Origin of the sequence: Allobosea sp. R86505, from assembly GCF_042466375.1 — a bacterium.
In the GTDB taxonomy this organism is placed as follows: domain Bacteria; phylum Pseudomonadota; class Alphaproteobacteria; order Rhizobiales; family Beijerinckiaceae; genus Allobosea.
In genome coordinates, this window is record NZ_JAXHPY010000001.1 from 4,422,644 (window position 1) to 4,443,950 (window position 21,307).

Consider the following 21,307-nt stretch of genomic DNA (forward strand, 5'->3'; position numbering starts at 1 on the left):
GCAATTAAGGGCTTGTCATTTGCATATGCAATTAGCTAGCATACTCACCATTCGAGGATAGTCGAGAGGATGCGGCATGGCGACGATGTCGGCTGAGACCCCGACCTGCGACAGGCTCTGGACACAGGCGCGGCTGGCGACGATGTCGGCCTCGGTGGCGGCTCCCTATGGCGCCGTCGAGGATGGCGTCGTCGCGGCCCGCGACGGCCGCATTCTCTATGCCGGGCCGCGCAGCGAGGCGCCGGCCTTCGCGGCCACCGAGACGATCGACTGCGGCGGGCGCTGGATCACGCCGGGCCTGATCGATTGCCACACCCATCTCGTCTATGGCGGCGACCGCGCCCATGAATTCGAGCTGCGCCTGCAGGGCGCGAGCTATGAGGAGATCGCGCGCGCCGGCGGCGGCATCCTCTCCACGGTGACCGCGACGCGCGCGGCGAGCGAGGACGCGCTGTTCGCCAGCGCCGACCGGCGGCTCTCCGCGCTGCTGTCGGAGGGCGTCACCACCGTCGAGATCAAGTCCGGTTATGGATTGGAACTTAAAGCCGAGGTGAAGACGCTGCGCGTCGCGCGCCGGATCGGGCGCGAGCGGCCGGTGCGGGTGCGCACGACCTTTCTCGGCGCCCATGCCGTGCCACCCGAATTCAAGGGTCGCTCGGGGGACTACACCGCCCTCGTCGCCGGACCGATTCTGGGTGCCATCGCGGCTGAGGGGCTGGCGGACGCGGTCGATGTCTTCTGCGAGGGCATCGCCTTCTCGCCCGACGAAACGCGGGCCGTGTTCGAGGCGGCGAAGGCCAAGGGGCTGGCGATCAAGATCCACGCCGAGCAGCTGTCTAATCTCGGTGGCGCGGCGCTGGCGGCCGAGATGGGCGCGCTCTCGGCGGATCATCTCGAATATCTCGACGAGGCCGGCGTCATCGCCATGGCGAAGGCCGGCACGGTCGCGGTCGTGCTGCCCGGCGCCTTCTACTTCCTGCGCGAGACGCAGAAGCCGCCGATCGAGTTGCTGCGCCGACATGGCGTGGCGATCGCGCTGGCGACCGACGCCAATCCCGGCTCTTCGCCCCTGACCTCGCCGCTGCTCGTGATGAACATGGCCTGCACGCTGTTCCGGCTGACGCCGGAGGAGGCGCTGGCGGGGCTGACCCGCCATGCCGCCCAGGCGCTCGGTCTTCAGGCCGAGATCGGAACGCTGGAGGCGGGCAAGGCCTGCGACCTGGCGATCTGGGACATCGAGCGCCCGGCCGAACTCGCCTACCGCATCGGCTTCAACCCGCTTCACGCCCGGATCTGGAACGGACAATGAGCACGCCCCTTCTCCTCGACCCCGGCCATGCCGCCCTAACTCACTGGCGCGACGTGATCGACGGTGCGTCGATCACGCTTTCGGCGGCGAGTGCGGGCGCGATCCGTGCCGCCCAGGCCATCGTCGACGACATCGTCGCGGCGGGCACCGTGACCTATGGCGTCAACACAGGCTTCGGGAAGCTCGCCAGCGTGCGGATCGCGGATGGCGACCTCGCCACCCTGCAGCGCAATCTGATCCTGTCGCACGCGGTCGGCACCGGGCCTGCACTGCCCGATGGCGTGGTGCGGCTGATCCTCGCGATGAAGGCGGCGAGCCTGGCGCGCGGGGCATCCGGCGTGCGGCCGGTGGTGGTCGAGGCGCTGCTCGGCGCTATGCGCGCCGACGCCCTGCCGATGGTGCCGGCCAAGGGCTCTGTCGGCGCCTCCGGCGACCTGGCGCCGCTCGCCCATCTCACCGCCGCGCTGATGGGCGTCGGCGAGATCAGGCTTAAGGGCGAGGTGATGCCGGCTGCGGACGCGCTCCTGCGGATCGGCCAGGCGCCGCTGGCGCTCGGCCCCAAGGAGGGGCTGGCGCTGATCAACGGCACGCAGGTCTCGACCGCACTGGCGCTCAGCGGCCTCACTGCCATGGCGCGAGTGTTCGATGCCGCGCTGGTCGCCGGCGCGCTCTCGGTCGATGCGCTGAAGGGCTCCGACACGCCGTTCGACCCGCGCATCCAGGCACTGCGCGGCCAGCCCGGCCAGATCCGCGTCGCGGCGCTGCTGCTCGAGCTGATCGCCGGCAGCCAGATCCGCGACAGCCACCGCTTCGGCGACAGCAAGGTGCAGGACCCCTATTCGCTGCGCTGCCAGCCGCAGGTCATGGGCGCGGTGCGCGACCTGCTCGCCAATGCCGCGGCGACACTCGCGATCGAGGCCAATGCCGTCACCGACAACCCGCTGGTGCTGGGGCCGGGCGAGGTCGTCTCGGGCGGGAACTTCCATGCCGAGCCGGTGGCCTTTGCCGCCGACATGCTGGCGATGGGACTGTGCGAGATCGGCAATCTCTCGGAGCGGCGGATCGCGCTCCTGGTCGACCCCGTGATGAGCGGCCTGCCGCCCTTCCTGGCGCGCGATGCGGGGCTCAACTCCGGCTTCATGATCGCGCAGGTGACGGCCGCCGCGCTCGCCTCCGAGAACAAGCAGAAGGCCTATCCGGCCTCGGTCGACACCATCCCGACCTCGGCCAACCAGGAAGACCATGTCTCGATGGCGACGCATGGCGCCTATCGCCTGCTGGACATGGCGGCGAATGCCGCGAGCATCATCGGCGTCGAGCTGATGGCGGCGGCGGAGGCGATCGAGCATCATCGCCCGATGACGACGAGCCCGCGGCTGGAGCCGGTGCTGGCGCTGCTGCGCGGCCAGATCGCGCCGCTGACGGAGGATCGCTACCTCGCGCCCGATCTCGCGGCAGCGACGGAACTGGTTCTGTCGGGGGCTGTGGGCCGGGCGGCGGGGCTGGATGGGTTTGCGGAGTTCGGGGCGTGAGCTTCTCAGTGACGAGCGCGGGGAACCCCTCCCCCTTGTGGGGAGGGGCAGGGGTGGGGGTCGGGCCGCTCGGTGAGCGATCGCCAAGCTGCACCACCCCCATCCCCAACCCTTCCCCACAGGGGGGAAGGGAGCGGGTCGAGCATGACGGAGCTTTGAACGCATGACCTCGATCGTCACCGTCACCCGGGGCCCCTCCCCGCTCATCCTCTCCATGCCGCATCCCGGCACCGGGCTGCCGCCGGAGGTTCATTCCACGCTGAACGAGCGCGGGCGGCTGGTCGAGGACACCGACTGGCACATGCGCGAGGTCTATGCCTTCGCGGAGCGTTTCCAGCCGACGATCGTCGAGGCGCAGCTCTCGCGCTATGTCATCGACCTGAACCGCGATCCGTCCGGCGTCTCGCTTTATCCGGGGCAGGCGACGACCGAACTCGTGCCGACGACGACCTTCGACGGCGCGCCCATCTGGATCACGCCGCCCGATGCGGCCGAGATCGAACGGCGTCGCGCCGCCTATTTCCGGCCCTATCACGACGCGCTCGCGGCCGAGATCGACCGGGTGAAGGCCGCCCATGGCTATGTCGTGCTGTGGGACTGCCACTCGATCAAGTCGGTGATCCCCCGGCTGTTTCCCGGCACGCTGCCGACGCTCAATCTCGGCACGAATTCGGGAGAGAGCTGCGCGCCCGCCGTGGAAGCCGCCGCAGCGGCGGCGATGGCCGCGCAGCCGCTCACCCATGTCGTCAACGGCCGCTTCAAGGGCGGCTGGATCACCCGGCATTACGGCCGGCCCGACGCGCACGTTCATGCGCTCCAGATGGAGAAGGCGCTCTCAGCTTATCTCGCGACCGAGGCGCCGCCCTGGACCTTCGATGCCGCGATCGCCGCGCCGCTGCAATCCGCCCTCTCCGCCATCATCGCCGCCACGCTCGACGCCGCGGCCCAGCACGAACGGAGCCGTTCATGACCCGCATCGACAACAGCCGCGTCATCCGCAGCCCCCACGGCACGGAGCTCTCCGCCAAGAGCTGGCTGACCGAAGCGCCGCTGCGCATGCTGATGAACAACCTCGACCCCGACGTCGCCGAGAAGCCCGGCGAGCTCGTGGTCTATGGCGGCATCGGCCGCGCCGCCCGGACCTGGGAGGATTTCGACCGGATCTGCGCCTCGCTGCGCTCTCTGGAGGCCGACGAGACGCTGCTCGTCCAGTCCGGCAAGCCGGTCGGGATCTTCAGGACGCACACTGACGCGCCGCGGGTGCTGATCGCGAACTCCAACCTCGTCCCGGCCTATGCGAACTGGGAGCATTTCCACCATCTCGATAAGCTCGGGCTGATGATGTACGGCCAGATGACGGCCGGCTCCTGGATCTATATCGGCACGCAGGGCATCGTTCAGGGCACCTACGAGACCTTCGTCGAGGTCGGCCGGCAGCATTACGGCGGCTCGCTCAAGGGCAAGTGGATCCTCACCGGCGGGCTCGGTGGCATGGGCGGGGCCCAGCCGCTGGCCGCGACCATGGCGGGCGCCTCGATGATCGCCGTCGAGTGCAAGCCCTCATCGATCGAGTTCCGCCTGCGCACGCGCTATCTCGACGAAAAGGCCGACAGCATCGACGAGGCGCTCAGAATCGTCGAGGCGGCGCATGCGAAGGGCAAGGCGGTCTCGGTCGGCGTGCTCGGCAATGCCGCCAAGATCTTCCCCGACATGGTCCGCCGCGGCATCCGCCCCGACGTCGTCACCGACCAGACCTCGGCGCATGACCCGCTCAACGGCTATCTGCCGGCCGGCTGGACGATTGCAGAGTGGGAGGAGCGCAAGGAGCGCGACCCGGCAGGGACTATCCAGGCCGCCAAGCGCTCCATGGCCGAGCACGTCAAGGCGATGCTCGACTTCCAGCGCATGGGCGTGCCGACGCTCGACTACGGCAACAACATCCGCCAGATGGCGAAGGACATGGGCGTCGAGAACGCCTTCGATTTCCCGGGCTTCGTGCCCGCCTATATCCGCCCGCTGTTCTGCCGGGGCATCGGCCCGTTCCGCTGGGCGGCCCTCTCGGGCGATCCCGAGGATATCTACAAGACCGACGCCAAGGTGAAGGAGCTGATGCCCGACGACGCGCATCTGCACAACTGGCTCGACATGGCGCGCGAGCGCATCCAGTTCCAGGGCCTGCCCGCGCGCATCTGCTGGGTGGGGCTGGGCGACCGGCATCGGCTCGGCCTCGCCTTCAACGAGATGGTGGCCAAGGGCGAGCTGAAGGCGCCGGTCGTGATCGGCCGCGACCATCTCGATTCAGGCTCCGTCGCCTCGCCCAATCGCGAGACCGAGGCGATGAAGGACGGCTCGGACGCGGTCTCCGACTGGCCGCTGCTCAACGCCCTGCTCAACACGGCCGGCGGCGCGACCTGGGTCTCGCTGCATCATGGCGGCGGCGTCGGCATGGGCTATTCCCAGCATTCGGGCGTGGTCATCGTCGCCGACGGCACGCCGGAAGCGGCCAAGCGGCTGGAGCGCGTGCTCTGGAACGACCCGGCCACGGGCGTGATGCGCCATGCCGATGCGGGCTACGAGATCGCGGTGGAGTGCGCGAAGGAGAAGGGGCTGAGGCTGCCGGGGATTCTGGGGTGAGCCGATCGTCATTCCGGGGCGCCCGAAGGGCGATCCCGGAACCCACGACCGGGTGAGCCGGCGGGGGTATGTTTTGCCCGTGTCAGTGATGTAACCCAGTCGTGGTTTCCGGGTTCTCCGCTGCGCGGAGCCCCAGAATGACAACAGGAAACCCATGCGCATCATCCGCGCCACCGATTGCCGGACCATGCCGTGGAAGAACGGCCAGGGGATCACGACCGAGATCGTGGTTTCTCCCGAGGGAGCTTCCCTGAGCGATTTCGAGTGGCGGGTCTCGATGGCGCAGGTCGGAGCGGACGGGCCGTTCTCCGCCTTCCCGGGACTCGACCGGACGCTATGCGTTCTGACCGGGGCCGGCATTCGGCTGGCCTTCGGCGATGGCGAGACGGTGGCGCTCGACCACACCTCCCCGCCCTTCGCCTTCGCCGCCGACCGGGCTGTCGATGGCCTCCTGATCGACGGGCCGATCATCGATCTCAATGTGATGAGCCGGCGCGGCGCCTGGACGCACAGCGTCGAGCGGATCACCGGCCCGGGCGAACACCGCATCGCGGGCGAGGCCGTCCTGCTGCTGGTCGCCCCCGAAGGCGGCTGGAGCATTGACAAGGGGACGCTCTCCTTGGGCGACAGCGCCCTCATCCGAGGGCAGGCCGAGATGACCTGTCTCTCCGATGATGGTGGGCACGCGCTCTATGTGATCCGGCTGGCACCCCAGCGCTGATCGCGCGCGCCGTCATTCCGAGCGCAGCGAAGCAATCCAGAGGCGGCTGCGCTCGGTGTCCCCCAGATGCTTCGTCGCTGCGCTCCTCGCCTTGACGGGTCGTCTCACGCCGCCTGCATCGGCCTCGGCCCGACATAGACCGATTGCGGGCGGATCAGCCTGCCGCCGGCGATCTGCTCCTGCGCATGGGCGAGCCAGCCGATCGTGCGACCCATGGCGAAGACGCAGGTGAAGGCCTCGGGCGGGAAGCCCAGCGCCTCGAGCAGCAGCGCCGTGTAGAACTCGACATTGGTGTCGAGGGGCCGGTTCGGTTTGCGCTCGCGCAGGATGGCGAGCGCCGCCTGCTCCACCGCCTCGGCGAGGGCAAGCCTTTTGGAATCGGCACCAAGCCGCCGGAGCGCCGCCTTCAGCGCATCGGCTCGCGGGTCGCGCACGCGGTAGACGCGGTGGCCGAAGCCCATCAGCCGCTCGCCCCGGTCGAGCGCCGCCTCGAGCCAGGCGCGCGCGTCGCCCGGCTCGCCGATCGCGTCGAGCATGTCGATCACCGGTCCCGGTGCGCCGCCATGGAGCGGGCCTTTCAACGCGCTGATGCCGGCGAGTTCGGCCGAGACGAGCCCTGCGCGCGTGGAGGCGACGACCCGGGCCGCGAAGGTCGAGGCGTTGAGGCCGTGATCGGCCACCGTGACGAGATAGGCATCGAGCGCCGCCGCCTCGGCAGCGCTCGGCCGGTCTCCGCGCAGCATGCGCAGCGTATCGGCCGCCTGAGACAGGCCCGCGTTCGGAGCGATCGGTTCGAGACCGCGGGCCCGCCTGACCGCGGCGGCGGTGAACACGGCGGGTGCGGCCAGCAGCGTCAGCGCCGTGCCGGCATCCTCGCCATCGGGGATCAGGGCGGTCCAGGCGCGCAGGGCCTCGACGGGCGAAAGGTTTGCCGGAAGCGGCATGCGCAGCACGATCGGGAAGAGTGCTGTGCGAGCCGCCCCGAGGGCGGCGCTCAGCGCGGTTCCACTGGGCAGACCGGGCAACAGCCCACCAAGCATAAGGGTGACCATCTCCTCGAAGGCCATGCGCCCGGCCAGATCGTCGAGGCTGCGGCCGCGGATCACCAGGCGACCAGCGCCGCCATCGACGTCGGACAGGGTGGTGTGGGCGGCGACGACGTCTTCAAGGCCATCGGACATGGGCTGGACTCCTTCAGAGCAAGGCCTTGAGGATCAGCGGATCGGGCAGTACGATCAATCTTGAACAATATAATCAATCTATTTCGATGAGCGATTGGCTGACAGCGTCAGAGGCGATGGCACGGCTCAAGCTCAAGCCGCAGACGCTCTACGCCTATGTCAGCCGCGGCCTGATCGAGACCCGTCAGGAGGGTGGCGACTCGCGCCGCAAGCTCTACCGCGCGCAGGACGTGGCACGCCTCGAACAGCGCAAGATGCGAGGACGGCGCCGTGCGGCCATCGCCGAGGACGCCATCGCCTGGGGCGAGCCGGTCCTGACATCGAGCATCACCACGATCGCCGGTGGCAGGCTCTGGTATCGCGGACAGGATGCCGGCCTGTTGGCCGAGACGGCGCGGCTGGAGGACGTGGCGCGTCTCCTCTGGGACTGCGGGGCTCAGCGCTTTCCCACACTGACGCGGCCTGTGCCGGCCGGCGCACCGCTGACCCGCATGTTCACGGCGACCGCGTCCCGCGCTGCCAGCGACACCGCGATGGCGGGCCGGACCAAGAAAGCGCTCTACCTCGAAGCCGCTGCCGTTCTCGATACGCTGGTCGACGCCATCGCCGGCGGGCCGGGCGAGGGTCCGATCCATGTGCGGCTGGCGGCGGCCTGGGGCCAGGGCGACGAAGGCGCGGACCTGATCCGGCGGGCGCTCGTCCTGCTGGCCGATCACGAGCTCAACGCCTCGACCTTCGCGGTCCGCGTCACCGCCTCGACCGGAGCCTCGCTGGCGGCCTGCGTCACGGCCGGATTGTCGGCTCTCTCCGGCCCGCTGCATGGCGGCATGGCGCGCCGCGTAGTCGGGCTGATGCGGGAGGCCCAGGCGGGCGGCGTCGCGGCCACCGTCTCCGAAAGACTGGCCGCCGGAGCCAGCGTGCCGGGTTTCGGGCACCCGCTCTATCCCGACGGCGATCCGCGCGCGGGCTCGCTGCTGGCGGGCTTCGAGGTCCCGGGCGCCTATGCGGAAGCAAGGACCGTCATCACGCGTCTGACGGGAGCCGAGCCGAACATCGACTTCGCCCTAACAGCGCTCGCCGCCCATCTCGGCCTCGGGGAGGACGCGCCCTTCCAGATCTTCGCCGCGGCCCGCGCCACGGGCTGGCTGGCGCATGCCCTCGAGCAGAACGAGACGGGGCGGCTGATCCGCCCCCGTGCGCGCTATAGCGGCCCGGCTCCTGGCTGACCCAGGCCCCGGGCTCTCGGAGCGGCGTCCGCTATCGCACCATCCCCATCTGCCGCGGCAGCCAGAGCGTCAGCTCCGGGATGAAGGTGATCGCGATCAGCGCGGCGAAGAGCGGGACCAGCCAGGGCAGGATCGCCATGGTGGTGCGCTCGACCGAGAGCTTGGCGACACGCGAGAGCACGAACAGCACCATGCCGAGCGGCGGGTGCAGCAGCCCGATCATCAGGTTCAGCACCATGATCAGCCCGAAATGGATCGGGTCGACGCCGAGCTTGAGCGCGATCGGCAGCAGGATCGGCACCACGATGGTGATGGCGGCGATGGTGTCGAGGAAGCAGCCGATGAACAGCAGCAGCAGATTGACCAGGACGAGGAAGACCCATTTGTTCTGGGTCAGGCTGAGGATCAGGTCCGACAGGATCTGGGCCGTGTTGGAGACCGTCAAAAGCCAGGCGAAGATTGACGCCGCCGTGACGATGAAGAGCACGGAGGCCGTGGTCTCGATCGTATCGAAGGTCGCCTTCGTCAGGCTGCGCAGGGTCATCGAGCGATAGCGGACGAGGCCGAGGAAGAGCGACCAGATCACGGCGGCCGCGGCGGCCTCGGTCGGCGTGAACCAGCCCATGGTCATGCCGCCGATCAGGATGACCGGCGTCATCAGCGCCATCACGGCCGAGAAGTCGAAATAGTAGTCGAGGCCGAGCAGCACGGCGAGCGCGATGCCGATCGCCATGTTGTCCGGCAGGCCCGCCCAGAGCAGGCCATAGGCCAACAACGGGAAGCCGAGCACGACGGCGACCTCGATGCCGGCGCTTCCGATCTCGCGCAGCGAGAAGGTGGCGTCCGAGCCCCATTTATAGATGCGGGCGAAGATCGCGACCGTCACCATCATGAACAGCGTCATCATCACGCCGGGCACCACGCCGGCGAGGAAGAGCGCGCCGATCGAGGTGTTCGACATCATGCCGTAGATGACGAAGGGCAGGGAGGGCGGAATGATCGGCCCGAGCGTGGCGGAGGCCGCCGTGACGCCGACGGCCACCTCGGTCGGGTAGCCATGGTCCTTCATCGCCTTGATCTCGATCGTGCCGATGCCCGCGGCATCGGCGATCGCGGTGCCCGACATGCCCGAGAAGATCACCGAGCCGATGATATTCACCTGCGCGAGCCCACCGCGCATCCAGCCCACCAGCGCGACGGCGAAGGCATAGATGCGCCCGGTCACGCCGGCGATGTTCATGAGATTGCCGGCCAGGATGAAGAAGGGCACGGCGAGCAGCGGGAAGCTCTCGACGCCCGCGATCATGCGCTGCGCCAGGATGACGTCGGGCACGGTGCCCGAGATGATGATGAAGGCGAGCGAAGCGACGGCCATGGCGATCGCCACGGGCACGCCGAGGATCATCAAGCCGAGAAAGGAACCGAGCAGGATCAGCATGGTGGTTCTCAGGCCTCCGAGCCGTCGAAGGCTTCCGGCTTTTCCAGCACGGAATAGCCGCGGCGCATGTTCTGCCAGGCGACATGAAGCGCCCGCAGCGTCATCAGCGCGAAGGCGAGGACGACGGTGTTGAAGATGATCGACTTCGGCAGGTCGACCGTCGTCATCATCTCGTCGGGGATCAGCGAGGCGTATTTGTACATCAGCCAGGTCGCGTAGGCGAAGAAGCCGATGCGGACAGCATCGACGAAGGTCGCCATGAAGCGGCCTGCACGCGCCGACATGTAGCGGTAGAGGAAATCCACCTGGATGTGCCGGGAGGCCCGCACGCAGAGCGAGGCACCCAGGAAGACGACGACCACCAGCGCGTTGATGGCGATCTCCTCGGTCCAGGCGAAGGAGTTGTTCAGGACGTAGCGGGTGAAGAACTGCAGGATGACGCAGCCGACCATGACCCAGAAGGCGGCCATCGTGACCCAGTCCTCCACACCATAGACCGAGAGATCGGCCGGCGGCGGCGCCTCGTCGAAGACGTGGGCGAGTTCCTCACCGGTCACGGGCGTATGGATTTCGGGGGCTGTGGTCATAGGCTGGTCCAGTCGTGAGGAACTCGGCCGAGGGGGCCATCGTCATTGCGAGCGCAGCGAAGCAATCCAGGGGGCTGGCTCAGCAACTCTGGATTGCTTCGTCGGCTGCGCCTCCTCGCAATGACGAAAACGCCATCACGAGGAGGCTGGAGGCGAGTTACTTGATCGCCTGGATGCGCTCCCAGTCGGCCTTGCGGTAGCCGAACTGCTCGAAGGTGACGTTCTTCTGGACGTTGGCGAGGAACTCGGCCTTGTCGACCTCGGTCACGGTCAGACCCTTGTCCTTGAAGAACTGGACGAGCTTGGCCTCGGAGGCCTGGATCTGCTTGGTGGCGCGGGCGGAGGCCTCCTGCGCGACCTCGGTGAAGATCTTGCGATCCTCGGGCGAGAGCTTGTCCCAGAGCTGCTTGGCGGCGACCGTGTTGAGATGGTCGACGATGTGGCCGGTCAGCACGATGTGCTTCTGCACCTCGTAGAACTTCTTCGCCTCGATGGTGGTCAGCGGGTTCTCCTGAGCCTCGACCGTGCCGTTCTGCAGCGCGAGATAGACCTCGGCGAAAGCGATCGGCGCCGTGTTGGCGCCGCAGGCGCGCGGCATGGCGAGATAGGCCGGCACGTCGGGCACGCGGATCTTGAGCCCCTTCATGTCGGCGCAGCTCTTGATCGCCTTGTTCGAGGTGGTGTGGCGCGTGCCGTAATAGGTGACCGAGACGATCTGGTGCCCGGTCTTGTCCTGGTAGCCCTTGGCCATGTCCTTGAAGACATCGCTCTTGGTGTAAGCGAGCAGATGCTCGGGGCTGCGGAAGGTGAAGGGGTAGTAGGTCACCCCGATCGGCGCGAAGGAGCGCGCGGCGAAGCTCGAGCCCGAGATGATGATGTCGACCGTGCCCAGGGTGAGGCCCTGGTTGATGTCGGTCTCCTTGCCGAGCTGCGAGGCCGGATAGACGGTGATCTCGTAGCGGCCATTGGTGCGCTTCTTGAACTCGTCCGCCGCCCAGACCGACTCGGTGTGGAAGGGCTCCGAGGTCTCGTAGACATGGGCCCATTTCAGCTTGGTCTGTGCCTGCGCCGGCGCGCCGACGGCGATCAGGCTCGCGGCAACCGCCGCCATCGTCAGATAGGTCTTCATCATGTTGGTCCCTCCCGTGGGATCGCTCTCGTTGCCTTGGTCGTAAAAGTCTTCTTGTTGTCGTCGTCTTCGAGCGTCAGTTCTTCCTGACGAGGCGGGTCACGACGCTCTCACGCCCGCCTTGCCGCGTGCTGGCCTGCACGCTTTCCCGCCGCGCCGTCCCCGCCGGAGCGGGGCCTTCGCCGAAGCTCTGCGAGAACCGCTCCTGCGAGCGCTGCAGATGCCGCCGCATCGCCGCCTGCGCCGCCTCCCCGCGCCCTTCGGCAATGGCGTCGCGGATCTCGCGATGCTCCGCCACGGCCTCGCGCCAGGAGTCGGCGTTCTCGAAATAGCTCGCGAGCTGCCGGAAATAGGGGTTGATGCGCTGGTCGAAGAGCAGGCCGACGAAGCGCGCCAGCACGGCGTTGCCGAGGATCGAGGCTATCGCGACATGGAAGGCCCGATCGAGCGCAACCAAGTCGTCGCCCGTGAGTTCGGAATTCTCCATCTGCGCGAGAATCTCGTCGAGACCGGCGACCTCGCGGGGACCGGCCTGTGAGCCTGCCTCGGCGCAGACGGCGCTCTCGATCAGCTCGCGGGCCTTGAGAACCTCGAAAGGCCCCTCCGGCGCCTCGTCAGCCAATGGGGCCAGAGCCGGAAGACCGGCGGGTCTGTCGATGACGTAGACGCCCGATCCCATGCGGATCCGGACCCGCCCTTCGACCTCGAGCGCGATCAGGGCTTCTCGCACCGAGGGACGGGACACGCCCAGCTTCTCCGCCAGTTCGCGCTCCGGCGGCAGCCGGCCGCCCACCGGATACTCGCGCCGATCGATGAGATGGCGCAGCTGGTCGGCGATCTGGCGATAAAGGCGTGGCGACTCGACAGTTTCGAGCGGCACTGTCTGCTCCCGGTTTCCATCCCAGGCTTCCTCTGGCGGGAAGCTCTCTTTGGCCATGTGGTCAGACCAATTGGAATTGAAACAAGCATCATCACGGGGGCGTGTCAATGAGCCGCGCGGGTCGCGGCGGCGGGCCGCGACCCGCTCAATGCTCGGCCGCCATCACCTCGGAGCGGATTTCCTCGACGAGGCGTTCCTTCAGCGCCACGAATTCAGGGCTCGTCTTGATGGTGTAGGGCCGCGGATGCGGCAGATCCACCACGATGTCGGCCTTGATGCGGCCGGGCCTGGCGCTCATCACCACGACGCGCGAGCCGACGAAGATCGCCTCCTCGATGTCGTGGGTGACGAAGAGCACGGTCTTGCGCTCGCGCTCCCAGATGCCGAGCAGCATCTCCTGCATCAGCGCGCGCGTCTGGTTGTCGAGGGCTCCGAAAGGTTCGTCGAGCAGCAGGATCTTGGGATCGTTGGCGAGCGCGCGGGCGATGGCGGTGCGCTGCTGCATGCCGCCGGAGAGCTGCTTGGGAAAATGATCGACGAAGCTCGAAAGCCCGACCCGCTCGGCCCAGCCGCGGGCGATGTCGAGACGCTCGCGCTCGGAGATTCCCTTCTCGCGCAGGCCGAAGGCGATGTTCTGGACGACCGTCAGCCAGGGGAAGAGCGTGTAGCTCTGGAAGACGAAGCCGCGGTCGGCGCCCGGGCCGGTCACCGCCGCGCCGTCGAGCATGATGCGGCCCTCACTCGCCGTCTCCAGCCCCCCGATAATGCGCAGCAAGGTGGACTTGCCGCAGCCGGAGGGACCGAGAATGGCGATGAAGTCGTTGTCGCCGACGCTCAGCGAGGTCGGCATCAGGGCACGCGTCGGCTGGCCGCCGCGCTGGGGCGGGAAGATCTTCCCGACATTCTCGACGAGGAGCTTGCTCATCTTCGCGACCGACTACCTTTGCGCCCACGGAAACAGGCGCTGGTTGACCGCCTTGAAAAGGAAGTCCGACACCAGGCCGATCAGCCCGATCACGATGATGCCGAAGATGATCTGGCCGGTGTTCAGCAGCGCTTGGCTGTCGGTGATCATGTGGCCGATGCCGGAGGACGAACCGATCAGCTCGGCGACGATGACATAGGTCCAGGCCCAGCCCAGGACGAGGCGGAAGATCTCGGCGATCTCGGGCGCCGCGTTGGGCAGGAGCACCCGCCGCACCACCGAGGTGTCGGTGGCGCCCAGCGTATAGGCGGCATCGACGAGATCGCGCCGGATCGAGCCGACTGCGACCGCGATCATCAGGATGAGTTGGAAGACCGAGCCGATAAAGATGACGAGCAGCTTCTGCGCCTCGCCGATGCCGGCCCAGAGGATCAGGAGAGGAATGAAGGCCGAAGCCGGAAGATAGCGGGCGAAGGAGACGAAAGGCTCGAGGAAGGCCTCGACCGGCTTGTAGGCGCCCATGGCGATGCCGAGCGGCAGGGCGACGAGAGCCGCCAGCACGAAGCCGCCGACGACGCGCCAGATCGTCATGCCGATGTCGAAGGCGAATCCATACAGGAAGAGAAGGTTGTAGCCCTCCTGGACCATCGTGATCGGGTCGGCCAGGAACAGCTTCTGGACATAGCCGCCGAAGGTCGCGACCGACCACAGCGCGACGAACAGCGCGAAGAAGGCAACGCCATAGGCGATGCGCGATGGCGCGGAGACGGGCTGGAGGGGTTTCATCGTTGTCAGATCCGCGCCGTCATCCCGGACAAGCTGCGCAGCAGCGCAGATCCGGGATCCATCATAGGGCCGTGTCGCGCCTTACGATGGATCCCGGGCTCCGCTTCGCTGCGTCCGGGATGACGGCGGAGGGTTTCAGAAAAGTCAGCTCACTTGCCGGCGACGTATTTCGTCTCGACGAGGCTGGCCAGGTCGGGCTTGGACTTGATCAGGCCGATCTCGAGCAGCAGGTCGGCGGCCTTGGCCGAGAAGGCCTGCCATTCGCCCGAGAAGAAGGCCTTGTTGCCGGCCGCGTCCGACCATTTGAGGAAGGCGGCCGACTTGCCGAACTGCTCGCCGGACTGCTTCACATCGGCGCCCATGATGCCGAAGGCCTTGTCCTTCTCCTTGGCGATCATGTCGAGCGCCTCGAAATAGCTCTTCGTCAGAGCCGCGGCGGCCGCGTCATTGGCGGCAAGGAAGGCCGGGGTGCAGCCGAAGGTATCCATCACCATCGGATAATCGAGCGTGGTGGCGATGATCTTGCCGGCCTCGGGCTTGCCGCGCACGGCCGAGAGATAGGGCTCATAGGTCATGGCGGCGTCGTTCTGGCCGGCGATGAAGGCCTGCGCGGCGGGCCCGGGTTCCATGTTGACCACGGTCACGTCCTTCATCGACATGCCGTTTTCCTTGAGGAACCAGGCGAGCGCGAAATAGGGCGAGGTGCCGGGCGCCGAGGCGGCGACCGTCTTGCCCTTGAGATCCTTGATCGAAGCGGTGGCGTTGCGCGTCACCATGCCGTCGGCTCCGTAGCTCTTGTCGAGCTGGAAGATCTGCTTGGTCTTCACACCCGCGGCGTCCCAGACGATCCAGGTCTCGACCGTCGTGGCCGCGCACTGGATGTCGCCCGAGGCGATGGCGAGGTGGCGGTCCTTCTGCGGGATCTTCTTGATCGTGACGTCGAGGCCGTTCTTGGCGAAGATGCCGGCCTCCTTGGCCAGCGTCAGCGGCGCGAATCCGGTCCAGCCCGAAATGCCGATATTGACCTTGGTCTGCGCCTGCGCGCCGCCGGCGACCAGCGCCGCCGCGAGACCGAGACCTGCCGCCGTTCCCCACCGCTTCAAACCCGTCATGACGAAACCCTTCCCCTGTTGTGATGTCCAACCCGCTGCCCGAGGGCCGGAGCCCATCGCAGCGTATGGCGCGGCCGGATGCAACCTTCGTTCCAGCGGAGGTTAAATGCATATGCAAATCCGTCAAGCCGTCGATCACCGCGGCTGGGGACAGCGATGACATTCTCTCGTTTGACAGGAACGGGAACATCCATTCCCCTGAGCGCCCTTTCAACGCCCCGCCTCTCTCCCGCCAGGAATGATCCGAATGAACGGTGCCGACCGCCTCTGCGACACGCTGCTCGTCAACGGCGTGGATGTCTGTTTCGCCAATCCCGGCACATCCGAGATGCATTTCGTCGCGGCGCTCGACCGCAAGCCGGAGATGCGCTGCGTGCTGGGCCTGTTCGAGGGCGTGGTCACGGGCGCGGCCGACGGCTATGCCCGCATGGCCGACAAGCCGGCGGCGACGCTGCTGCATTGCGGGCCGGGCATGGCCAACGCGCTCGCGAACATGCACAACGCGCGGCGCGCCTGGACGCCGATGCTCAACGTCGTCGGCGACCACGCGACCTATCACCTCGTCAACGATGCGCCGCTGACCAGCGACATCGAGAGCCTGGCGCGGCCGATGTCGCATTACGTGCACCGGATCGCGACACCCGAGGATGTCGGGCCGGCGATCGGCCAGGCCTATGCGGCGGCGATGTCGCTGCCGGGCGTCGCCACCGTGATCCTGCCCGGCGACTGCGCCTGGGGCTCGGTCGAGCCGGCCGAGGTCAAGGCGACGCCCGTACCGGCGTTCCGGACGGTCGAGGCCGAGACCATCCGCGAGGTCGCCGCGGCGCTGCGGCAGCATGGCTCGCGCGCCGCACTGATGATGACGGGCGCGTCTCTGCGCGCCGGGGCGCTGGAGACGGCAGCGCGCATCTGCGCGGCCACCGGCTGCAAAATGTATGGGCAGATGTCGAACGGGCGGATCGAGCGTGGCGCCGGGCGCGTCGCGATCCCCAAGGTGTTCTACCCCGTCGACATGGCGCTGGAGCAGTTGAAGGACGTCGACCTGCTGGTGCTGGTCGGCGCCCAGATTCCGGTCGGCTTCTTCGCCTATCCCGGAAAGCCCGGCCGCCTCATCCATGACGGCTGCATCGTCACAACACTGGGCAAGATGGGCGACGACCTCGTCGGCGCGCTCGATGCGCTCGCGGAAGAAACGGGCGCCACCAAGGTCGAGCCCGCCTTCATCGCCAAGGCGCAGTCCGAGACGGCGCTGCCCACGGGCGACCTCGACGCCGACAAGGTCTGCACCATCGTGGCGCGCCTGCTGCCCGAGAACGCGATCATCTGCGACGAGTCGGTCTCGTCGGGGCGCGTCTTCTACCAGCAGTGCCACAACGCACCGCAGCACGATTATCTGCAGCTGACCGGAGGCGCGATCGGCGAAGGCATCCCGATGTGCGTCGGCGCGGCGGTGGCCTGCCCCGATCGCAAGGTCATCGGCATGCAGGCCGACGGGTCCGGCATGTACACGGTCCAAGGCCTGTGGACGCAGGCGCGCGAGAACCTCGACATCGTCACCGTGATCTTCGCCAACCGGACCTATGCGATCCTGCATGGCGAGATGCGCGCCGTCGGCGTCAATGATTTCGGCCGCAACGCCACGCTGATGCTCAACCTCGACGAGCCGGCGCTGGACTGGGTCGCCATGGCGCGCGGCATGGGCGTGGAAGCGGCGCGGGCGACCACAGCCGAAGAGTTCACCAAGCTGTTCAAGGGCGCGCTCGGCCGGAAGGGCCCGTTCCTGATCGAGGCGGTGATCTGAGACACTGAAGGCTGAAGACCAACGCGCTCAGAAGGCCTTCGGCAAGCCCGCATCCTTGAGCGCGTTGTTGGCAGTGTGAGGTTTCACGGTGTTGCGAGGCACCGTGAACTTGCGCCCTGTCTTGGGGCTGTACCAGATTTCGTGAGACCCCTTGCCCTGACGGATCAATTCGCAGCCGGCCGCCTTCAGCAGCCGGATCAGGTCGGGATAGAGGTTGCCGCCCATCTCAAGCGGCTTGGAGCGGCTTCACGGTCACGAGATGGCTGATGGAGATCGCGATCTCACGCGAGCTGCCGACGCGATCGCGGATGTTCTCGTCGATCAGGTGTGGCGCGAGGTCGGTCACTGCTTCGACCAGCGCATCCAGGGTTGGAGCCTCGACGTTCAGCCCGGGAATGTCCGATTCCACCACGAACCACACGGCATTGTCTGCGTCGTGGGAAACGAAGACCCGAAAGGCCAGCTGGCTGTCCATCGATCGGCTCGCGTCTGGAGAGGCATACTCCATCATGCCTCATGACCCGCCCGTTTCCAACGTCCCGCCGACCTCGCGGTTCGCTGCCTACCTGAACCCACCCAGAAACGCATCCAGGCATTCGCCGATCGCCTCGATCGCGTAGCCGCCCTCCTGCACGACCAATGTGGGCAGGCCGAAGCTCTTCACCTTGCTGGCGATGGTACCGAAATCGGCGGCGTCCAGCTTCAAGACGCCGATGGGATCATCCCTGTGCGCGTCGTAGCCGAGCGCGACGATGACGACGTCGGCGCCGAAGACCTTGATCGCCTCGCCCGCCCTGTCGACGGCCGCGGCCATCTCGGCGCCGCCGGCGCCATGCGGCAAAGGCAGGTTGAGGTTGAAGCCCTCGCCCGAGCCGTTGCCGCGCTCGTCCTCATAACCGGTGTAGAACGGATAGTAGTTCGACGGGTCGGCATGGACCGAGATCGTCAGCACATCGTCGCGGCGATAGAAGATCTGCTGAGTGCCGTCGCCGTGATGGGCATCGACGTCGAGGATCGCGACCTTGCTGAACTTCGAGCGCAGGCGCTGGGCCGCGATGGCGGTGTTGTTGAGATAGCAGAAGCCGCTGGCACGGTCGGCGCGGGCGTGGTGGCCCGAGGGGCGGCAGAGCGAGTAGACGGCGCGCTCCCCGGCGATGACGGCATCGGCGGCCGTCACCGCCGTCTCGGCGGAGAGCAGCGTCGAGCGCCAGCAATGCTCGCCGATCGGCACCGACATGTCGCCGAGATACCAGCCGAGCTGGCCGATGAAGCCGGTCGGGCGGCAGGGCGGGCGGACGGCCTCTTCCGGGCGTCCGCTCCAATAGGGGAAGGTGCTGGGCCAGACCTCGGGGCCGCGCTCGGCCGGCAGATCCTGCCAGCGCCCCCAGGCCGTCTCCAGAAAGCGGACGAAACCCGCGTCGTGAATCGCCAGCACCGGCCCGGTGCCGTGCGAAGCCGGCCGCTCGGGCGCGATGCCGTGCCGCTCCAGCGCCGCCAGCAGCCGGGCTGTGCGCTCCGGCAGATCCTTCGGCGATACGACCGCGCCATATCGCAGATATTGCTGCGGATCGTGCATCGACTGGTCAGGATGATAGAAGGCGCGCATGGGTCGACAGGTCTCCGGGGACGGGCCGGTCGCGGCCCGAATGGCGCAAGGCTAGCAAAGCCTGCGCCGCCGCGTCAGGCCGGAACGACGCCGCCCTGCCCTGCGTCGACGGCGGGCCGCAGATCGGCTCGTGCGAGCAGGCCGGGCACCTCTCCGGCCGCCACGGCCGGCGCGTAGAGATAGCCCTGGCCGTAGCGGCAGCCATGGGCGTGCAGGAACTCCTGCTGCGACACCGCCTCGATGCCTTCGGCGACGACGTCCAGCCCCAGTTCGGCCGTGAGCGCCACAACCGCGCGCACGATCGCCGCATCCTCCCCCTGCTCGCCGATCCGCGCGACAAAGGAACGGTCGATCTTCACGACGTCGACGGGGAACCGCCGCAGATGGGTCAACGAGGCGTAGCCCGTGCCGAAATCGTCGAGCGCGACACTGATCCCGGCGGCGCGCAGCCGGTGCAGCGCCGGTCCGGCCTGATCGCCCTTGCGGGTCAGCAGCACGTTCTCCGTGACCTCGACACCGAATTGCTCCGCCGAGAGGCCTTCGCTGCGGAAGCGGTCGAGCAGGCCTTCGGCGAATTGCGGGTCGCGGAACACGCCGGGCGCCAGGTTGAGCCAGAGCCGCGGCACAGCCAGACCCTCGTCGCGCCAGCGGCACCGGTCCGCCAGAACGCGCGCCAGCACCGCCTCGCCGATTTGGCGCGCCGTCTCGGGGTCCTGCAGGGCGAGCAGGAAGGAACCGGCGGGCACGATGCCGCGGTCGGGATGATCCCAGCGCGCCAGCACCTCGAGGCCGTCGATGGCACCGCTGCTCAGATCGATCTGCGGCTGGTAGAAGGGCAGGATCCGCCCCTGCGCAACCGCCTCGCAGATCGCGCCGCAGATCTCGACGCGTGCGTTCATCGCCTCACGCATCGCCGGCTCGTAAACCACGGCCATGTTGCGGCCGAGCGCCTTGGCCCGATACAGCGCGAGATCGGCATCCTTCAGCAACTCGCCCGCCTCGTCATGGTGCTGCGGCGCAAGGGCGAAGCCGATGCTGGCCCGCATGGGGCCGGCGATCTCGACACCAAGCAGGGGCTGACGCACGGCCTGCAGGAGCTGCTGCGCCTTGGCGGCGGCGTCGAAGCCGTCCGGCAGTTCGGCGATGACCACGAACTCGTCGCCGCCCAGCCGTGCCACCACCTCGCCGGGCTGGAGCACCGCGCTCAGCCGGTCGCCTACGGCGACCAGCAACTGGTCGCCGACGTCGTGACCGAGCGTGTCGTTGACCGCCTTGAAGTCATCGAGATCGATCAGGAACAGGGCAACGACGCCAGAAGCACTACGACCGAGCATCTCGGTCAGCCTCTCCTGGAACATCAGCCGGTTCGGCAGGCCGGTGAGGGAGTCGTGGGTGGCCTGCCAGCGCATCTGCGCGGCGGCGGCATTGCGCTCGGTGATGTCGACGATTCCCGCCACGAATCCCTGGCTCGGCCCGATCGGGACGGACGCCGCGGTGATGACGGCGTCCCGCATCCGGCCCTGTCCATCCCGAAGGGGCACCTCGAGTGCTTCGATGCGTCCGCGATCCCGCAACGCGGCGAACGCGCGGCGCCGGTCCTCGATCCCGATGCTGTCGGCGATCGTGTGTCCGGCCAGCCCCGTCGCGCCCGGCGGCGCCAGATAGCGTATGGCCGCCTCGTTGGCGCGCAGATAGCTGCCGTCGGCGAGCGCCGTGACGACCAGTGGGATGGGGACCGCCATGAAGACGCGCTCCAGCAGGGCCTGGCTCGCTTCCAGCGCCTCGCGCGCCGTCCGCTCCGACCGGGTCGCCAGCCACTCCAGGCGACGCAGGCGGTTGGCGTGGATGACGACGAGGCTGAGCGCGAAGTTCAGCATGGCCAGCACCAGCACGAGGCCGAGCAATGTAGAGGGATAGGGACCGCGGCCGAGATAGCCCGCCAGCATCAGAACGCTGGCCCCGACGCCCATGAGCAGCGTGAAGCGGAAAGGTGTGGGTGCGACGAGATAGAAGATCGAGGGCAGCAGCAACACGACGAAGAGCGCCAGATCGCTGCGCGAGCTGACGAGGAAGGCGACGGCCACCGCCGTCGTCACCTCCCAGAGCAGCGTCGCCGACAGGGCGCGGCCGACGCTGGTCGCGCGCCTGACCATGACGAAGCAGAGCAGCGAGAAAGCGACGACGCAAAGCCGGGCCGGCACCGCGACGAAGAAATGCGGGGTTCCGGCGAAGCGCCAGTCGCTCAGCAGAAACAGGGTATTGAGCGCCGCAGACAGCAGAAACAGCAGCCGGCATTGCCGGAGCGTCTCGTCGAAGCGTGCGATGTTGAAGGCGCGCTCCATGGCGGCATCGCGAAACTCGCCGCCGAACTTCAGTTTATCCCCAACCATGCAGCGCTTTTCGGCGATAACCCCTCAAAAGCGAGTTAAATTGACGCATC

Annotated in this window: 19 protein-coding genes; 7 read left to right on the plus strand and 12 right to left on the minus strand. The window is 67.8% G+C overall.

The genetic code is table 11. The features are described 5' to 3' along the window. Positions 1-76: 76 nt before the first annotated feature. The 5 genes from hutI to SJY11_RS21395 all read left to right on the plus strand — a co-directional run bounded on the left by hutI (position 77) and on the right by SJY11_RS21395 (position 6,196). Positions 77-1,309, plus strand: coding sequence for an imidazolonepropionase (gene hutI, locus SJY11_RS21375; RefSeq protein ID WP_376988745.1), 1,233 nt, complete (start codon positions 77-79; stop codon positions 1,307-1,309). Continuing rightward, positions 1,306-2,841, plus strand: a complete 1,536-nt coding sequence (gene hutH / locus SJY11_RS21380; RefSeq protein WP_376988746.1) for a histidine ammonia-lyase — start codon at positions 1,306-1,308, stop codon at positions 2,839-2,841. Before hutI ends, hutH begins: the two co-directional genes overlap by 4 nt. A 163-nt stretch (positions 2,842-3,004) precedes the next feature. After that, positions 3,005-3,811, plus strand: a complete 807-nt coding sequence (hutG, locus tag SJY11_RS21385) for an N-formylglutamate deformylase (RefSeq protein WP_376988747.1) — start codon at positions 3,005-3,007, stop codon at positions 3,809-3,811. Further along, a complete protein-coding gene (gene hutU, locus SJY11_RS21390; protein ID WP_376988748.1) occupies positions 3,808-5,475 on the plus strand; it encodes a urocanate hydratase in 1,668 nt (555 codons plus the stop codon). The genes hutG and hutU overlap by 4 nt, the downstream gene beginning before the upstream one ends. Before the next feature lie 154 nt (positions 5,476-5,629). Further along, positions 5,630-6,196, plus strand: a complete 567-nt coding sequence (locus tag SJY11_RS21395; protein ID WP_376988749.1) for a HutD/Ves family protein — start codon at positions 5,630-5,632, stop codon at positions 6,194-6,196. Positions 6,197-6,300: 104 nt separating this feature from the next. Here SJY11_RS21395 and SJY11_RS21400 read toward each other — a convergent pair whose 3' ends face one another. Continuing rightward, positions 6,301-7,377: a citrate synthase/methylcitrate synthase gene (locus SJY11_RS21400; protein ID WP_376988750.1), complete on the minus strand. Its 1,077-nt coding sequence runs from the start codon at positions 7,375-7,377 to the stop codon at positions 6,301-6,303. 86 nt (positions 7,378-7,463) lie between these two features. On the opposite strand from SJY11_RS21400, the gene SJY11_RS21405 reads away from it, so the two are divergent. Then, positions 7,464-8,603 (plus strand): citrate synthase family protein, encoded by a 1,140-nt coding sequence (locus tag SJY11_RS21405; protein WP_376988751.1) that lies wholly within the window; start codon positions 7,464-7,466, stop codon positions 8,601-8,603. A gap of 31 nt (positions 8,604-8,634) precedes the next feature. Here SJY11_RS21405 and SJY11_RS21410 read toward each other — a convergent pair whose 3' ends face one another. The 7 genes from SJY11_RS21410 to SJY11_RS21440 all read right to left on the minus strand — a co-directional run bounded on the left by SJY11_RS21410 (position 8,635) and on the right by SJY11_RS21440 (position 15,460). Continuing rightward, positions 8,635-10,041 (minus strand): TRAP transporter large permease, encoded by a 1,407-nt coding sequence (locus SJY11_RS21410; RefSeq protein ID WP_376988752.1) that lies wholly within the window; start codon positions 10,039-10,041, stop codon positions 8,635-8,637. 8 nt (positions 10,042-10,049) lie between these two features. After that, positions 10,050-10,628, minus strand: a complete 579-nt coding sequence (locus SJY11_RS21415) for a TRAP transporter small permease (RefSeq protein WP_376988754.1) — start codon at positions 10,626-10,628, stop codon at positions 10,050-10,052. A gap of 157 nt (positions 10,629-10,785) precedes the next feature. After that, the gene (locus tag SJY11_RS21420) at positions 10,786-11,757 is read right to left on the minus strand and encodes a sialic acid TRAP transporter substrate-binding protein SiaP (protein WP_376989387.1); all 972 of its coding nucleotides are present in this window, start codon (positions 11,755-11,757) and stop codon (positions 10,786-10,788) included. A gap of 76 nt (positions 11,758-11,833) precedes the next feature. Beyond that, positions 11,834-12,637: a FadR/GntR family transcriptional regulator gene (locus tag SJY11_RS21425; protein WP_376988755.1), complete on the minus strand. Its 804-nt coding sequence runs from the start codon at positions 12,635-12,637 to the stop codon at positions 11,834-11,836. A gap of 145 nt (positions 12,638-12,782) precedes the next feature. Further along, on the minus strand, positions 12,783-13,562 hold the full coding sequence (locus SJY11_RS21430) for an ABC transporter ATP-binding protein (RefSeq protein WP_376988756.1): 780 nt from the start codon (positions 13,560-13,562) through the stop codon (positions 12,783-12,785). Between the two features lie 12 nt (positions 13,563-13,574). Then, positions 13,575-14,348, minus strand: coding sequence for an ABC transporter permease (locus tag SJY11_RS21435; protein WP_326908124.1), 774 nt, complete (start codon positions 14,346-14,348; stop codon positions 13,575-13,577). Between the two features lie 149 nt (positions 14,349-14,497). Continuing rightward, a complete protein-coding gene (locus tag SJY11_RS21440; RefSeq protein ID WP_376988758.1) occupies positions 14,498-15,460 on the minus strand; it encodes an ABC transporter substrate-binding protein in 963 nt (320 codons plus the stop codon). 247 nt (positions 15,461-15,707) lie between these two features. Between SJY11_RS21440 and SJY11_RS21445 the strand changes: the two genes are divergently transcribed. Beyond that, positions 15,708-17,261, plus strand: coding sequence for an acetolactate synthase large subunit (locus SJY11_RS21445; protein ID WP_376988760.1), 1,554 nt, complete (start codon positions 15,708-15,710; stop codon positions 17,259-17,261). 27 nt (positions 17,262-17,288) lie between these two features. Here SJY11_RS21445 and SJY11_RS21450 read toward each other — a convergent pair whose 3' ends face one another. The 4 genes from SJY11_RS21450 to SJY11_RS21465 all read right to left on the minus strand — a co-directional run bounded on the left by SJY11_RS21450 (position 17,289) and on the right by SJY11_RS21465 (position 21,257). Beyond that, positions 17,289-17,486: a type II toxin-antitoxin system HicA family toxin gene (locus tag SJY11_RS21450; RefSeq protein ID WP_376988761.1), complete on the minus strand. Its 198-nt coding sequence runs from the start codon at positions 17,484-17,486 to the stop codon at positions 17,289-17,291. A gap of 1 nt (position 17,487) precedes the next feature. Continuing rightward, on the minus strand, positions 17,488-17,736 hold the full coding sequence (locus SJY11_RS21455) for a DUF1902 domain-containing protein (protein ID WP_376988762.1): 249 nt from the start codon (positions 17,734-17,736) through the stop codon (positions 17,488-17,490). A gap of 87 nt (positions 17,737-17,823) precedes the next feature. Further along, entirely contained in the window at positions 17,824-18,867 is a 1,044-nt protein-coding gene (locus SJY11_RS21460) for a histone deacetylase family protein (RefSeq protein ID WP_376988763.1), read from the minus strand. Between the two features lie 74 nt (positions 18,868-18,941). Further along, a complete protein-coding gene (locus tag SJY11_RS21465) occupies positions 18,942-21,257 on the minus strand; it encodes a putative bifunctional diguanylate cyclase/phosphodiesterase (RefSeq protein ID WP_376988764.1) in 2,316 nt (771 codons plus the stop codon). Positions 21,258-21,307 lie beyond the last annotated feature (50 nt).